Here is a 15,457-nt window from a genome sequence, read left to right on the forward strand (position 1 = left end):
CGAACCTAACGATGCTGATCTATGGAAGTGGAGGACATGCCAAGGTATTGATTAGTAGTTTGCAGGCTCTGAATATGAATGTTTCAGGAGTCTTCGACGACGACCCTCATGTTGTGCCCCAGCAGAATATTCCATTTCTTGGCTCATATCATCCAGGTATCTTTCCCACAAGGCTGGTGATTTTGGGTATGGGGGATATTGGCACACGCCTTCGGTTGGCAGCGGGTATAAGGCATGCCTATGGCCAAATCGTCCATCCCTCTGCCTTGGTAGATGTCAGCGTGCCTTTGGGGCTTGGTAGCGTAATATTACAGGGGGCGATCGTTCAGGTAGGAAGTATAATTGGGCCTCAGGTTATAATTAACACCCGGGCCTCAGTGGACCACGATTGTCGTATTGGCGCTTTCGTTCATATAGCTCCGGGTGCTATAATTTGCGGCGGGGTTTCGGTAGGGGCCAATACCCTGGTTGGTGCCGGGTCCATTCTGGTGCCTGGAATCAGGATTGGGGAGAATTGCTTCATCGCTGCAGGCTCGGTCATTACTCAGGATTTTCCTGATGGATGCTTCATCCGAGGTAATCCAGCCAAGCGTATAGGGACTTATCAACATGCCATCTAGCCGTATTTCCGTATGAAAAAGCCATTTACTCCTTTTCCTAAAATATGGCTTTCTCCACCACACCTCAGTGGTAGTGAAATAACTTTTGTTGAAGAGGCCCTGGACGGTAACTGGGTTTCACCGGCAGGTCCTCATTTAGACTCCTTCGAGCAAGATTTAGCAATCTATCTCAATATTCCCCATGCGGTTGCCTTGGCTTCTGGCACCGCAGCACTGCACCTGGCCTTGGCTATTCTGGGGATAAAGCGAGGTGATTTTGTATGTTGCCAATCCTTGACTTTTGTAGCCTCTGCCAATCCAATCTTGTATCAAGGAGGCATCCCCGTCTTTGTTGATAGTGAAACGGAAAGCTGGAATATATGCCCCGATGCATTGGAAGCGGCATTTAAAAAATATGCACGACGAGGTAAAATACCTAAGGCAGTCATCGTTGTCCATTTGTTTGGGATGCCAGCAAATTTGGGAGCCCTGCTACCGCTCTGCCAGCATTACGGCGTGGCACTTATCGAGGATGCTGCCGAGGCCCTAGGTAGCATCTATTTCGGACAATCGCTGGGTACGGCCGGGGATATGGGAATAATATCATTTAACGGGAATAAAATCATTACTACATCTGCAGGAGGGGCATTACTCACTAAAGATAAATTCAACGCCGAGAAGGCCCGGTTTTTATCTACGCAAGCCAAGGAAGAATCTCCCTATTATCAACATAGGGAAGTGGGATACAACTATAGAATGAGCAATATTTGTGCAGGAATAGGTCGGAGTCAGCTTTTGGTCTTATCTGAGCGAGTTCGTGCCCGCCGGGCAATTTTCCATTTTTATCAAACACACCTAGCATCATTCACGGAAATATCATTTCAGCCTGAGGCCAGCGCAAGTAGATCTAACCGCTGGCTAACCGCCTTACTGCTGGACCCTGTGTTGGGAAAGAAAAATTGGCCCGAGCAAATACGCGCCCGAATGGAGGGGCAGGGGATAGAAACACGCAGGGTGTGGAAGCCCATGCATTTGCAGCCTCTTTTCCGGGATGCCCCTTATATAGGGGGTACAGTGAGCCAGGGGCTATTTGAGCGGGGCCTCTGCCTTCCCTCAGGATCGGCACTTACTGAAGACCAGCTTCTCCGGATTGTTGATGAATTAAGACTGGTATTATCATAAAAAAGGGCGGGCTCCAAAGAAGCCTGCCCTAGGGTATGAACCTTAATTTAAGGTTTTTAAAGTATCTCTAATTCAAATTGTAAAGGAGTGTAGCCCGGAATAGATGGAAGGCTCCCCGCGGTACCATAGCCTAGTGATGATGGAAATACGACAATGGCTTTCTCCCCTTTGCGCATGCGGCGTACGGCCCTGTCAAAGCCAGCAATAGCTCCAGACGTGCCCGTGGTCAGTGAGAAGGTACCTTCGTCAAACTTCTTATCGTTTAAGAATTTGCCAGTGTATTTGACACTTACCGATTTGCCCACTCCCAAAGTATCTCCTACTACCTGATTGGTACGGATAATTACGAGATTAGCTGGGGTTCTTTCAGATACCTGGAATTGTTTTTTCTCTAAGAAATCGTCGATTTGCTGAACTTCTGTACGGTTTTTGATGAGTTCTAATTCCATACGAACAGGTGAATAAGCAGGAATGTTACTCTGGCTAGAGGAGCCAAAAGCATAGTAATATGGTAAGAAAAAGGTTGTTTTCTCTCCTTGACGCATTTTATAAATGCCTAGATCCAGACCATAAAACTGAGTTAAGTTAGCGCCAACCGTAAAGGTATAAGTAGAGTCGGTATCTGTAGATAATACCTTTTGACCCGTCAGTAGGTAAACCGCTACCTTCACCGTAGCGGCATCGCCACTTTTTATTTGTTGACCACTTGGGTTAGGAGTCCGGTTTATATAGTAGTATCCCGCAGAATCTTTGACGGCGGCACTCTTCATGCTGTCGGCATTTATGGCAGCCTCAATTGCGGCGATGTTTTCAATAGCCATCTCCTCATCCTTGTTATCATCTTTCATACAACTTGTCATTCCCATTACTACCAAGAAGGGTAATATTTGGACTAATAGTCTGCTTTTCATCGAAATAGAATTAATTAAATATCATTAAAAATTAAGCTTGTACTTACTACGACGCAGATACCGCCAGAATAGTTGTAAAGAAGGTTATAAAACTTTCTTTTTTTGCATTGCCTCAAAATATTTGCAGAAATGTGTAAGCGCACAGCGGCTGCACTGGGGAGTTCTGGCCAGGCAGACATAACGCCCATGTAATATGAGCCAGTGGTGCGCTTTAGGGATAAGATCCTGTGGTATAAACTTAATCAGCTCTTTCTCTACGGTCAGTGGTGTGGAGGCTGTTTTGGGAACCAGGCCCAACCGGTGTGATACCCTAAACACATGCGTATCGACGGCCATAGTAGGCTGGTTAAATATAACGGAGGCAATTACATTTGCCGTTTTGCGCCCCACTCCGGGAAGTTTCTGAAGCTCGTCGACCTGGGCTGGGATTTCCCCCTGAAATTCTTCGATCAGTTTACGACCAAGACCTACCAGGTGTTTGCTTTTGTTGTTGGGGTAGGAGATAGAACGGATGTAGGTAAAGACCTCGTCAACGGTCGATAGGGCCAAGGCTTGGGCGTCGGGGTAGCGTTCGAAAAGGGCAGGGGTGACCATATTTACACGCTTGTCGGTGCATTGGGCCGACAACACTACGGCCACCAGGAGCTGGAAGGGATTTTGATAATGTAGTTCGGTCTCTGGTTCAGGGAAATGTTGGGTGAAGTATTCGATCAGGTTCCGATATCGTTCTTTCTTAAGCATAGATCGTGGTATTGGTGACAAAGGCGGCTGGCAGCCCGGTCTGCAAGTTGCAGAATATTTCCAGCAACTTAAAATTTGCCTTATCTCAAAATAGGGCTCCGCCTGAAGGGCTCGGTCTGAAGGGCTCGGTCTGAAGGGCTCCGCCTGTTTCCCCAGACCGGGAGTGGCACTTCCATAGGGCCGGAGAGATTTTAAACTAGATTCATGGTAACAAAAAAATACCAGCCAATTGCTTGACTGGTATTTTTTTGTTACCTCTGTGGGCCTAGCAGGGCAAGGCACGCAATTTCGTAGACATGGAGGCAGAGTAATTCAAAATACCCGCCACGGCCTTCTCCGAAGGTACCCGGACTATTTTATTCATCTGGGTTTTAATTTCCAGACTATCCAGGTAAAAGTTCATCAGATCGTCGTTGAGCGCCATGGCTGCAACAATTTGATCGTTCTCTTTTTCGGTTGTTTCGGCATAGAGATACCTTACAACATCATCGTAAGTAAAAGTTTTTGTCATATTGTGGGGCACGTTGGTTAAATTGCTTACGCAGGTTTATTAACGCGTAACGCATTCTACCCAATGCCGTATTGATACTCACACCCGTTGCATCGGCAATTTCCTGGAAGCTCATGTCCTCATAATGGCGCATGATCAACACCTGCTTTTGCACTTCGGGCAGCTTCTGGATCATCTCCCTAAGCTGTTCATGTGTTTCCTGCCGAATCTGAATCGACTCTACGGAATCCTCCGAAAAGTCTAACGTATTAAATACGCTGCTTCCATCTTCGAACACTACATTGGGGTAGCGTTTGTCACGTCTGAAATAATCAATGGCGAGGTTGTGTGCAATCCGTATGATCCAAGGTAAAAATTTTCCTTCATCATTATACCTACCCGATTTTATGGTATCTACAGCCTTAATAAATGTGTCTTGTAATAAGTCTTCGGCTACGTATTGATCCTTTACTATCAGGTATATAGTGGTGTATATTCTCGACTTATGGCGCTGAACAAGCTTCTCAAAAGCCTTTTCATTACCACGGATGTACAAAGTTACCAACTCACTGTCGCTAACGAATACTTTCTCCATTTTTCTATTCGATTTAGTTAACGTAGAGTAGTTGGTCTATATTGTATCTCCTTTCTTGTTTGGTGAGTAAATAATTGAAATAGTACTAATTTTGGCTTATGACGATTCAAAGAAATAAATTTGCTAAGCTAATTGCAAATCTTTGTTAGGCTTTTTTTATTGAATGCCTTACTTTAACAGTTGTTAACAGGGGCGAACAGTCTAAACTTTTTTGTGTATATTTTTAAATTATTAGTCGGGTGCACGTACCCGAAATAGGATATAACATATAATATACGAAATTTTTCTATCATTTGGATGCCTTGCCTCGAATGTTTTTTTATTCACTGTCTGGCATTCCCTTTTATAATCTCCCATTTAGCATGCGCTACCGGCATTTATTTTTTGATTTAGATCATACACTCTGGGATTTCGAAAGGAATTCCGCAGAGTCACTAGACGAAATTTATCAGAATTGGTCACTCCATCAATTGGGAATTGACTCCTGCGATCGCTTTATAAGTTCTTTTCTGAAAATAAATTCTGAGCTTTGGCAGGCATTCGACGCAGGGCAACTGGAACATACAGACATTCGTAAAAACCGTTTTCGTTTGGTGTTCGAAACCCTTGGGGTCGCCTGCCCTGATAATCATCTTGATATTGGAGAGTCCTATCTGAGCAGCTTGCCCACCAAAAAATATTTGTTAGAAGGAGCCCTTGATGTGCTAGAACATGTAAGGGCAATGGGATACCAAACGCACGTGATCACCAATGGCTTTCAGGACGTTCAGGGAAGGAAGATAAAGAGCGCCGGCATTCACCCCTATTTTGGCCATGTGATTACCTTCGATACGGCCAACGCAAAGAAGCCAGATCCCAGAATATTTCAATATGCATTGGAGTTGACTCAAGCAGACGCTCATTCCAGCCTGATGATTGGTGATAATTGGGTAGCTGATATAGAAGGTGCCCGAAGCGTAGGAATGGATACGGTTTATTATAATCCGGCTGGATTAACTTTTAATGAGCGTCCTACCTATGATATCCGCCATTTGCATGAGCTCCTTAACATTCTTTAGCTTAAGATTGAATAGCTCCATCAGGCATTATCTTCAAAGTATTGTACCCTTTTTTCTTTTAAAAATTGCTTGATGATATCTACATGAACACATTGGCCAACGTTTAGAAAAGGGTAGTTGGATACCCGCTTGCGCTGGCCCTCGGAGGTGACTTCCCGGTTGATCTGGTCGAAGCCCAGATGCAAATGCCGGGTGGAGCTTTGCATGCCATAAATAAGACCGTGTGTGTCGAAAAGCGGCCCCCCACTCTGGCCTTTTAGGCCGGGGGTGCTCATCTCAATAGCCGTAACTTCATTGCCTTCGCCTATGCGCCGGGTTATTATGCCGTCGATGGGAAAGCTTGGAGAATTTTGCCGCCCTTCACTAGTCCATTCAATATCATTTCGCATGCGGTTGTAACGATAATTGGTAAATTCGGGAAAGGGATAGCCTAACCGGCAAAGATATTTTCCTGGCTTCAAAAGACTGGCGTCTTTTAGGAAAGTGGCATGGCCCTTGTAGAGCAACTGGTCGAAGTTTTTGAATTGGATCAATGCCAGATCCTGGCTTGGATGGAGTGATACCGACAGGTTCTTATAGTTTTTTACACATTGTATGAAATGAAAGATGATGCGGATTACACTTTCATCGGTGATTTTATATCGACCTTCCAATAACTCCCGCTGATGCTTCTGACCTGGATCATTGGCGAATTTCCTTAAGTCGGCATTGAAACGCAGATAATTTTCGTAAATGGCATTCGCATGAAGAATTTGGTTGGCCACATGCCGGCAGGTAATGGCAAAGCCATCATCGTTGACAAAAAATAAGGTGGCTGTGCCTGGGACGATATCGGTGCCCTTGTAGTATCGTGCAATAAAATGAATGGGCCGGGTGAATCTTTCTACGTTCTCAATGGCTTCAACAAACATGTTTTTTGTCCTGTTTATTGGGGAAGAATAGGAATTACGGCCTCGGTCTGATCCCAACTCAGTACCATATTTACCCCTTCCGGCCTGGGTTCAAAGTAAATGTCGAACATCTCCTGGACCTCGCCCCGGACTCTTATAGGCACATTAACTTTCAGGAAATCTTTTCCATCATTATACTCAGTACCCCATTGACCCGATTCTGCATTGAGAATAATCTGCCAGTCGCCCTGTCCTGGAACACTCCATAATGAATATTCTCCTGCCGGTAAAGGTTTACCTCCAAAGAGAACTTTCTGCCCAACTTTGAAAACAGTCGCTTCATTGGCTCCAGTCCGCCACACTTTTCCGTAGGGAACCAGGGCCTTGTCCTGCTCACGTCCGAATACAAATCTACCCTTTTTTGCCGGTCTGCTGAAGTTTACTTGAAGGTCCAGACCGTTTTGCTGATATGCCGCCTGGGACGCGGGACTAAAGGATTTGGTGTAACTTTTGAAACCAAAATAGGCAATAAGAATAAGAACAAGAATGGAACTTAGAATGAGTATAACTTTTTTCATGCTTAGGGGCAAACGACTCTGTAGAAAGTATAGGTTAACGAAAAACGTAGATAATGATATTTATCCTTGGTAGAAGGATCGCCCTGAAGAAGCTTCACCGTATTGGTAGGATCCCCGCCCAGGTTGTCCAAATAGTCTGTAAAGGTCTTGCGGGTCCCAAATTCTATGCCCACTCCCCATGGACGGCGAATTTGATACTTAACGCCCACACCGAATGGTAATATCAAACCATTGGTTTTATAATCGCTGGTACTAATATTGGGCTTAAAGCTGAGTATACCGATTCCTCCAAAAACATAGGGAGTCCAGTTGAGGGCGAAACGCTTGTCGACGAAGTCTAGAAAATTATATTCAGCCACTGTGCTAGCTTCCAGAATACGGGTTCTGAATTCCATATTACGCTGCTGCTGCCAGGGACTTTTGCTTTTGCTGTCCTTGGCGCCTATCAATCCTCCTCCTATCTCCGCCCGTAGGGTCAGGGCTCCATTGACATTATAGCGAAAGAACAAACTTCCGGCAGGCTTAATATTTTTGGGCTGAAACTGCGGTGCTATATCTCCATTATAGCTATATCCGCCCAGTCCTACTCCCAATTCGATACGCTGCCCGTGAGCCTTAGGCGAAGTAAGTACCAATACTATCCCCATAAGAAGGATAAAAATGGTGGGGTTTTTAACGGTATCGGGGAGCTTGTTAACTTTCAAAAGATTGGAATTATTTCAATGGAGGACATTTTATTTGAGAAGGAATGATATAATGCAAATGAATCATTCCGGTCATATAGGCATCGTTGAGCGATGGGCTATTCCCCCGAGGTGTCCCAGGAGCCGCAAAGTTCCGGGCTTTCATTTCCTGAAGAGGATCGTTAGTTGTGACGTTGTAATTGGTCTGCACGAAATTTTGAAGTCCTGGTAGTCTATCTTTACCTTTTCTTACAGAAGTTGTTTCTGCATAACGGGAGGCTAGGGCCTGGCCTACAGGGTCTTGAAGAACAGATGGGTCGGCATAATTGCCGGCTACATCGTCCAGGTAATCTGTAAAGGTAAAGCGGTAGCCCAGCTCTGCCGAGATGTCGAAACGGGAATTTATTTTATACCTTACTCCAAACCCAACTGGGATGGTCAACTGAACCAGTGAATAAGGCTTGGCATAGCCGCTGTTGCCCTGTCCTTCGGTTCCCAAGGGCTGAAGTTTTACCCAATTTCTATCACCGGTACTGAAGTCTTCATACAAGGCTTTCGGGTTATGAGCTACGAGGGCCAATCCTCCAAATACATAGGTGCCGAAAGGACTCCTGCGCTCGTAAGTTCGATCATCGGGAGTAATCTTAAAAATTCCCTGAAGAGAAAATTCCTTTAAGTCGTTTCTGAACTGAAGATTTCGTGCGAAAAGTATATTGGACTGGTATTTGGGTTTGCTGTTCATCTGATAGTCGTCGCCGGCTATCCGGGCCCAGGTGAAGCTAGCCCTGGCAGCAAGCCGGGGGGTAAAGTGTCGGGTGTAATTTCCCCCTAAACTAAACCGCATCTGATTAAAGGTAGAAGCCACAGGGCGTCGGTAGGAGGCCAAATCTCCATAATAACTTGATGTCCCAAGGCCAAATCCTACGGATGAATAAGGGATAAATATACTTTTATATTGTGCATGCGCCTCACCACAGATACCTGCTAAAGCCAACAGAAACAATCCAGTTAGCCTTTTTTTCGGTGCTCTGATACTTAATTTTCCAAACATCATTCTATTAATTTTTTGCAAAAGTAAAACAGTTGTTGGTTTTCCCTTCTCTTTTCATTTACCAATCAACGTTTTTATTTTTGATTTATTTGTCGCCCCCTACCAATTTTAATTTTCGGATACCAAATATTCCTTTTGTTTTATACTAATCCTTGATAGTTTTAAACAATACTGGGTGATTCTGTTTTTCTTGATTTTTGAAAGCAGTATTCTTGTTATTATTGTATTTCCTAATCCTCGTGAAATGATTCAAACCAAAGCCCTGAAGTTTGCCTATTCTGGCACTAAACATTTTACATTTCCTGATCTTTATTGCGCCGATGAGGAAACTTTGCTGATTCTGGGAGAGTCGGGAAGGGGTAAGACCACTTTTTTGCATCTGATGGCCCTGCTGCTCCAGCCCAAATCTGGAAATATTGTCCTGGATGGAGAACATATAGAAGCTTTATCACAAGCTTCCCGAGGGGCACTTCGGGCTGAGAAAATTGGCGTGGTATATCAAAAAGCGCATTTTGTACGTGCGCTGAATGTCATAGACAATTTACTACTAGCGAATTATCTGGGCAATAGAGCCCAAAATAGATCCCGGGCCCTGTATCTTGCCGAGTCTTTGGGTTTTTCTGATCACCTCTCTAAGAAAACATCGCAGTTAAGTCAGGGCGAACAGCAGCGGGTGAGCATCGCCAGAGCGTTAATGAACGAACCTCGGGTTATACTGGCCGATGAACCCACTTCCAGCCTTGATGATGCCAATTGTCGTAAAGTGATGCGCCTACTCACGAGTCAGGCTAAGGACATCGGCGCAAGCTTATTGGTGGTAACCCATGATCAGCGCCTTAAGGATGAGTTCCCCAATCAGATATTTTTGTAACATCCACTACACCTTCCCGCTTATGGGTTGCCCATGAATATATTTAAAATTAGTATTGCCAACCTTAAGGATAAAAAGCTGAATAGCTTCTTAAGTGCCATGCTCCTGACGCTGGGCATAGGAATGATCTCCATGTTATTACTGCTGGACAAGCAACTCGATGCCCAGTTTAAAAGGAATATCAAAGGGATAGACATGGTGGTAGGAGCCAAGGGAAGTCCATTGCAACTGATTCTTTCCGGAATCTATCAGATCGATGCCCCCACAGGGAATGTTCCCCTTTCAGAAGTTACCAGGCTCTCGAAAAATCCTATGGTAAAATCGGTGATACCCATGTCCATGGGTGATAGCTATAATGGGTTTCGTATTGTTGGTACCACTCACCAATATGTAGCGCATTTTGAGGCGGTGCTCGAGACGGGAGAAGTTTTTTCGGCTGGGCAGACGGTAACCCTAGGAGCCAAAGTGGCACGGGAAACGGGACTTAAAGTAGGGGATACTTTCGAGAGTTCCCATGGCCTCGACGGGGCGGGTGAGGCGCATGGAAGTCACCCTTACAAAGTAGCAGGAATTTATGCTGCCAATGGATCGGTAGTCGACCAGTTGATTCTGACCAGTTTGGAGAGCATATGGCAGGTGCATGACCACGAAGCGACCGCGCCAGGATTACAGGCCATGAAAGAGCTTGAAGATGAAACGGCTCCGCATGAGGGACACGATCACGACGATCATCAGGATGAAAAGGAGGTGACGATGGCATTGGTGAAATTCAGAAATCCTATGGGTTTGATGATGATTCCGAGGCAGATCAACGAAAATACGACCATGCAGGCCGCCCTTCCGAGCATCGAAATCAACCGCTTATTTTCCTTGATGGGAATGGGTATTGATACGCTGAAAGCTCTGGCGTTACTCATTATTGTGATAGCGGGCTTAAGTGTTTTTATATCACTGTTCAACGCGCTTAAGGAGCGGAAATACGAAATGGCACTCATGTTATCGATGGGGGCTACGCGAGGCCGCCTCTTTATTATGCTACTTCTTGAAGGACTCCTACTGGCCATAACTGGCTTCGCGGCAGGACTATTGATGAGCAGATTGGGACTCTGGTTTTTTGCCAAATCGGCCGCCCGTGACTATCATTATGACCTAGCCCAGTATCGGGTTCTGACAGAAGAATGGTACCTATTGATTGGGGCCTTGGCCGTGGGTTTCCTGGCTGCATTGGTGCCCTCATTAGGCATTTATCGAATCAATATTTCACGTACTCTGGCCGAAGAATGATATTCTGTTTAAATTTGCCTGATAATCAGGCTGATTTCCTAGCCCGTACTCATAACAATAGACCCATGAAAATTATTCGCAATTTATTTATTATAGCCTTTGCGGCAACTTTATTTGCTTATACCCCTGCCAATAATCCCGTAAAATTGACTTGGGAGATGCTAAGGGATGTTAATTTTAAGAAGAAATGGTATGCCGAGGAATCTATTTATATGCTTCACCCCACTTTTGGTCCCAGCGTACAGAAACTAAAAAACCAGAAAGTCTTGATAACCGGTTATATACTACCAATCGACCTCGATGCTAACCTTTATGTGCTTTCTGCCTTTCCTTATAGTGCCTGCTTTTTTTGTGGAGGAGCCGGGCCTGAAACGGTCATGACCTTGAATTTTAAGAAAAAAGCCCGAAAATTTAAAACTGATGAGCGGCTTACCTTTACTGGAATATTGAAATTGAATGCCGATGATATCTACCAGATGAATTATATTCTCGACGAGGCCGAATTAGTCGATTAATCAACCAACTCCCAATAAGCGCCAAATTCCGGAGATAAAGAAGAGAACGAGTCCCACGGGCGTAAGAACTTTCCATCCCAGGTACATCAGTTGGTCTACACGAAGGCGTGGTAGGGTCCATCGCGCCCACATCTGAATCAGGACGCTGATCAATGCTTTGCCAAAAAGCCAGAAGGCCCCCGTAAAGTAGCCATACCAAGTGCCTGGCTGCCCACTGGTCCAGTCGGCTAGCTTTACCGGGCCTAGGTTTGGGAAAGGGGTATTCCAGCTTCCTAAAAATAGAATAGCGCCCAATAGTGAAACCAGGAGCATCATTCCGTATTCCGAAAGCATGAAGAATGCCCAGCGCATTCCGGAATATTCGGTATGAAAACCGGCCACCAATTCGGATTCCCCTTCCGGAAGGTCGAAGGGTGCTCTATTGCATTCGGCAAGGGAGGCTATAAAGAATACGACATAAGCAAGCAGTAAAAAGGGGTTTCGAAGGACATTCCAGCTCAGGATGCCGCCTATATTGGTAATGTCGATACCCAGCGGTTTAATGCCAAATAAATAATTGGCTTCGAAACTATATATCCCTTGCTGATAGCTAATAGCTTGCAGATCCAAACTTTGAGAAAGCATGACCACACAGAGAATACTTAGCCCAAGGGGTATTTCGTAACTGATGATCTGAGCAACGGCACGCATGGCACCATATAACGCAAATTTATTGTTGGAACCCCAGCCCGCCATGAGCAGGCCAATTACGTCGACCGAAACGATCGTAAGCAAAAAGAAGACCCCCACTGTTGCCCCAGATCCGGCCAGGTCGGGGGCGAGAGGAACTACTGCAAAGCCTGTAAAAACAGATATGAATATAACAATAGGAGCCAGCATAAACAAGCGCCTGTCGGCTGCCCGAGGTATAATGTCCTCCTTCTGCAGGAGCTTGCCTAAATCGGCGAAAAGCTGTAAAAGCCCCCATTTTCCTACTTCCATGGGGCCTAGCCGATCTTGGATAAAGGCGGAAACCTTCCGCTCAAGATAAACGCCTACTACCACAAAACCTGGAACTGCAAGGAGGAAGATGAGTAGAGTAACTGGCATTTAAGTCTGATTATTATTGATCTGGCATGGGTGGCAAAACCCTTAAACATATGGACAAAAGTACTTAAAAAACTTACTCCTCTTCGTCCTTTTCTCCTTTATATCGTGCTTCCTGTAAGATTTTATTTGCATCGGATTGGGCCATGAGTTCAGATAAGGTAATTTCTGGATGCTCGCTGACGTACTTATTTACGATGCGCCAGCCTATCCATCGTCCTATTCCACCCGGTATTTCTGGGCCCATTTCGGCCACAATGGGTCTCTCACCTATATACTTTTCCTTCACTAAAGTATTCTTTTCATAGAGCAATTTATTATTGATCATAAATGCCCAGATATCCTGCTGACTGTTATAGGCCCGGCGCAAATTATCTGCCGAATAACCTATAATGATGCTATCAGGGCAGCTGGGCATAATTTGTTTTACAAATTCGAAGCTCTTTCCGATTCCAATCATATCGTCCAATAAGGATTGTTCCCGAGGATTCTGCTTATTGTAGCTTTCGGCAATGTAATAAAGAATAGCCGGCACAATATTTTCTTTATGATATCTACGTAGCTGATAGTCGAAAACGTTGGGGCGGAAGGTAGCTTGAGGCCCCCCGAAGTAGTCGAGACCAATGACGACCAGGGAATCTGAGACATATAAGTCATTGCCCAAGAAACCGGTTTTTATAAAAATAACTCGTGGAGACTTAAAGGAAGGAAACTGATTATGAATGGCCCCAAAGGCCTGGGCTAGTGGTTCCAGAATTTCGTTCTTTCGGTTACCAATGATAGAATCAACCTGAAGAGAGAAAGCTTGAAAGTCTGGATTTTGGGTAATCTGGAAAAGTTGTCCGGATAGGGCCGGCTTGTCACCTTCAAAGTCGCTGAAATAGTAACGAATCATTTCTGGGTGATTTTCCAAAATATTTTCTACATCTTTAACCGAAGTGGCCGACATGAGGATATGGTCCAGATCTTCCACCTCAATTTCTAGGCTGGTTTTTTTTACACCTTTATCCTGTTGTTGGCTTCCGCAGCTAGTAATAAGGCCCACCAGGGTACAAATAATAAAGTATTGAAACTTATTCATGAATAATAATTTGACATTATGTCTGATAGCTCTTCAAAATTAGGAAAAAAAAGTGTGAGTATTCTGGGTTGTGGTTGGCTGGGCATACCCCTAGCACAACGACTGCTAACGTCAGAAAGTGTATCAGTGGTGAAGGGGTCTACCACTTCCACTAACAAGCTTACCTTATTGAGGGGCTTAGGGATTATTCCTTTTCAACTGGGGCTGACTCCAGAGCTGGAGGGAAAGGAAGAAGAGATATCTTCTTTTTTCGACTGCGACGTACTCCTAATCTCCATTCCGCCGGGTTTACGGCGCAATCCGGTGGGTTACCACCTCCAGCAAATCGAGGCCGTCATTTCCCGGATTAAGCAGTCTCCGATATCTCAGGTATTATACATCAGCTCTACTGGGGTATACCCCGACACCAACCGTGTAATGGTTGAAAGTGATGTAATATTGCCCGAGCAAGCGGCCAGTCCAGAAATGGTAGCGGCCGAAAATGCGCTGATGTCGCTCCGAGGCGACCGCCAGGTAGGGATTTTGCGCTTCGGAGGGCTATTGGGTTACGACCGCATCCCCGGAAAGTATGTACGCGGTAAGAAAGGCCTGACCACCTACCACACGCCTGTAAACTACATCCATCAGGACGATGCAGTGGGCATCGCCCAGGCACTCGTAGAACGCGGCATCGACAATAGTACATATAATGCAGTGGCTCCAATTCATAGCTTGAGAGGGAAGGTGTATGAAAGCAGCTGCGCCCAATTTGGGTGGGAAGTGCCCACTTTTTCCGAGCCTCCATCACCCGAGCCTTTCAAAATTATATCTGCCGAAAAGCTTGTTGCAGAACTCTCATACGACTTTCAGTATCCAGACCCCTTGTCCTTCTACTACGAGCTAGAAAAAGAGTAAGATGCCTTTTGGGCATCTTACTCTTTATATGCGCCTGGGAATGTCTAACGATTGGCATTAATTGTTGATTATTTGAGGGGTTTAATTCTAATATAAATATGCTTAACCAAGTAATACGGTGATAGGTTTACCTTATAGAAGCTTAACCATGGCGCTATATTCCCTTAGGGCCAAATCGTCGGGGTCAAGTTCTGTGATCAAATAGTCAATTTCCGACAGCGTTTTGATTCTGAGTCGCTCTACGGAACCTAGTTTTTCGGATATGGTGAGTACTGCTACTTTACTACAAGCATTCATCATGGCTTTTTTTACTTGTACCGATTCATAGTCCGAGTCTGTAAGGCCTCCTTCACTGTCAATGGCATTGGTTCCCAAAATACATAAATCGGCCTTGATTTCGGATAGTTGCCTAATGGTGTCTCCACCTCCGCAGAACCGTGTGCTTCGTGAAATTTTACCTCCTACAAAAAGTACTTCATAATGGCTGTGATTCAGTAATTCTGTTGCGGCCGAAAAGCTGACCGTTATAAATGTAAGGTGCAGGTCTTTAGGAAGTCGTTTGAGTAGCTCCCGGATGGTGGTGCCTCCTCCTACCATGATATACATACCCGCATGAAGGAGCTTGACTGCTTTATGGGCGATAGAAACTTTTTCGTGGTAGGCGTATACCTCTTCCCGGTCTGTTTCGGTATAGAGTGTTTTAGAGAGGGCACCGCCATGAACCTTTAATACCTTCCCTAGTAGGGCTAACTCCTTCAAGTCTCGCCGTATGGTGTCTTCCGAAACCTTTAATCGCACACTCAGATCTGCACTTAGTACTTTATTGTGCAAATTTATCTGCTTAATGATATATTCCTGGCGCTCCTTTTTAAGCATGTGTCCAAAAGTTAATTATTTGCCGTTTTGTGCTGGTTTGTTACATAATTTTTGGAAAATTAGCTATAATTT

At 45.0% G+C, this 15,457-nt stretch carries 18 protein-coding genes; 7 read left to right on the forward strand and 11 right to left on the reverse strand.

From position 1 onward, the window contains the following. Nucleotides 1-11: 11 nt before the first annotated feature. The gene (locus X939_RS0120115) at nucleotides 12-620 is read left to right on the forward strand and encodes a NeuD/PglB/VioB family sugar acetyltransferase (RefSeq protein WP_025765079.1); all 609 of its coding nucleotides are present in this window, start codon (nucleotides 12-14) and stop codon (nucleotides 618-620) included. Between the two features lie 12 nt (nucleotides 621-632). Beyond that, nucleotides 633-1,781 carry an aminotransferase class I/II-fold pyridoxal phosphate-dependent enzyme gene (locus X939_RS0120120; RefSeq protein WP_025765080.1) on the forward strand — a complete coding sequence of 383 codons (1,149 nt, stop codon included), beginning with the start codon at nucleotides 633-635 and terminating at the stop codon, nucleotides 1,779-1,781. Between the two features lie 56 nt (nucleotides 1,782-1,837). On the opposite strand, the gene X939_RS0120125 is transcribed toward X939_RS0120120, so the two are convergent. The 4 genes from X939_RS0120125 to X939_RS0120140 form a co-directional block, all read right to left on the reverse strand. After that, nucleotides 1,838-2,692 (reverse strand): FKBP-type peptidyl-prolyl cis-trans isomerase, encoded by an 855-nt coding sequence (locus X939_RS0120125; protein WP_025765081.1) that lies wholly within the window; start codon nucleotides 2,690-2,692, stop codon nucleotides 1,838-1,840. Between the two features lie 84 nt (nucleotides 2,693-2,776). Further along, the gene (gene nth, locus X939_RS0120130; RefSeq protein ID WP_025765082.1) at nucleotides 2,777-3,433 is read right to left on the reverse strand and encodes an endonuclease III; all 657 of its coding nucleotides are present in this window, start codon (nucleotides 3,431-3,433) and stop codon (nucleotides 2,777-2,779) included. A gap of 265 nt (nucleotides 3,434-3,698) precedes the next feature. Then, complete coding sequence (locus tag X939_RS0120135) at nucleotides 3,699-3,944, reverse strand: hypothetical protein (RefSeq protein WP_025765083.1); 246 nt, start codon at nucleotides 3,942-3,944, stop codon at nucleotides 3,699-3,701. Next, nucleotides 3,919-4,518: an RNA polymerase sigma factor gene (locus X939_RS0120140; RefSeq protein WP_025765084.1), complete on the reverse strand. Its 600-nt coding sequence runs from the start codon at nucleotides 4,516-4,518 to the stop codon at nucleotides 3,919-3,921. The genes X939_RS0120135 and X939_RS0120140 overlap by 26 nt, the downstream gene beginning before the upstream one ends. Before the next feature lie 362 nt (nucleotides 4,519-4,880). Between X939_RS0120140 and X939_RS0120145 the strand changes: the two genes are divergently transcribed. Further along, nucleotides 4,881-5,576, forward strand: a complete 696-nt coding sequence (locus X939_RS0120145; protein ID WP_025765085.1) for a YjjG family noncanonical pyrimidine nucleotidase — start codon at nucleotides 4,881-4,883, stop codon at nucleotides 5,574-5,576. 20 nt (nucleotides 5,577-5,596) lie between these two features. Here the strand turns inward: X939_RS0120145 and X939_RS0120150 are convergent, their stop codons facing one another. From X939_RS0120150 to X939_RS0120165, 4 genes are read right to left on the reverse strand one after another with little or no spacing between them, the layout of a single operon-like run. Then, nucleotides 5,597-6,487 carry a S1 family peptidase gene (locus X939_RS0120150; protein ID WP_025765086.1) on the reverse strand — a complete coding sequence of 297 codons (891 nt, stop codon included), beginning with the start codon at nucleotides 6,485-6,487 and terminating at the stop codon, nucleotides 5,597-5,599. Between the two features lie 14 nt (nucleotides 6,488-6,501). Further along, the gene (locus X939_RS0120155; RefSeq protein ID WP_025765087.1) at nucleotides 6,502-7,044 is read right to left on the reverse strand and encodes a DUF2911 domain-containing protein; all 543 of its coding nucleotides are present in this window, start codon (nucleotides 7,042-7,044) and stop codon (nucleotides 6,502-6,504) included. A 2-nt stretch (nucleotides 7,045-7,046) separates the two neighbouring features. Further along, nucleotides 7,047-7,748 (reverse strand): type IX secretion system protein PorG, encoded by a 702-nt coding sequence (porG, locus tag X939_RS0120160; protein ID WP_025765088.1) that lies wholly within the window; start codon nucleotides 7,746-7,748, stop codon nucleotides 7,047-7,049. A 10-nt stretch (nucleotides 7,749-7,758) separates the two neighbouring features. Then, on the reverse strand, nucleotides 7,759-8,781 hold the full coding sequence (locus tag X939_RS0120165) for a DUF6089 family protein (protein ID WP_229236120.1): 1,023 nt from the start codon (nucleotides 8,779-8,781) through the stop codon (nucleotides 7,759-7,761). A gap of 241 nt (nucleotides 8,782-9,022) precedes the next feature. Here X939_RS0120165 and X939_RS0120170 point away from each other — a divergent pair, with 241 nt between their 5' ends. From X939_RS0120170 to X939_RS0120180, 3 genes are all read left to right on the forward strand, one after another. Beyond that, complete coding sequence (locus X939_RS0120170; protein ID WP_025765090.1) at nucleotides 9,023-9,649, forward strand: ABC transporter ATP-binding protein; 627 nt, start codon at nucleotides 9,023-9,025, stop codon at nucleotides 9,647-9,649. Between the two features lie 33 nt (nucleotides 9,650-9,682). Beyond that, nucleotides 9,683-10,933, forward strand: a complete 1,251-nt coding sequence (locus tag X939_RS0120175; RefSeq protein ID WP_025765091.1) for an ABC transporter permease — start codon at nucleotides 9,683-9,685, stop codon at nucleotides 10,931-10,933. Between the two features lie 65 nt (nucleotides 10,934-10,998). Further along, nucleotides 10,999-11,448, forward strand: a complete 450-nt coding sequence (locus X939_RS0120180; RefSeq protein WP_025765092.1) for a hypothetical protein — start codon at nucleotides 10,999-11,001, stop codon at nucleotides 11,446-11,448. On the opposite strand, the gene X939_RS0120185 is transcribed toward X939_RS0120180, so the two are convergent. Together X939_RS0120185 and X939_RS0120190 are read right to left on the reverse strand one after the other, a co-directional pair. After that, nucleotides 11,449-12,537, reverse strand: a complete 1,089-nt coding sequence (locus X939_RS0120185) for a complex I subunit 1/NuoH family protein (RefSeq protein ID WP_025765093.1) — start codon at nucleotides 12,535-12,537, stop codon at nucleotides 11,449-11,451. It lies immediately after the preceding gene. 73 nt (nucleotides 12,538-12,610) lie between these two features. Next, nucleotides 12,611-13,615 carry a gliding motility protein GldB-related protein gene (locus X939_RS0120190; protein ID WP_025765094.1) on the reverse strand — a complete coding sequence of 335 codons (1,005 nt, stop codon included), beginning with the start codon at nucleotides 13,613-13,615 and terminating at the stop codon, nucleotides 12,611-12,613. An 18-nt stretch (nucleotides 13,616-13,633) separates the two neighbouring features. On the opposite strand from X939_RS0120190, the gene X939_RS0120195 reads away from it, so the two are divergent. After that, nucleotides 13,634-14,509, forward strand: coding sequence for a Rossmann-fold NAD(P)-binding domain-containing protein (locus X939_RS0120195; protein ID WP_025765095.1), 876 nt, complete (start codon nucleotides 13,634-13,636; stop codon nucleotides 14,507-14,509). A gap of 132 nt (nucleotides 14,510-14,641) precedes the next feature. On the opposite strand, the gene X939_RS0120200 is transcribed toward X939_RS0120195, so the two are convergent. Further along, nucleotides 14,642-15,385, reverse strand: a complete 744-nt coding sequence (locus X939_RS0120200) for a DeoR/GlpR family DNA-binding transcription regulator (RefSeq protein ID WP_025765096.1) — start codon at nucleotides 15,383-15,385, stop codon at nucleotides 14,642-14,644. Between the last annotated feature and the right edge of the window lie 72 nt (nucleotides 15,386-15,457).

The organism is Dyadobacter tibetensis Y620-1, assembly GCF_000566685.1.
GTDB classification, from domain to species: domain Bacteria; phylum Bacteroidota; class Bacteroidia; order Cytophagales; family Spirosomataceae; genus Dyadobacter; species Dyadobacter tibetensis.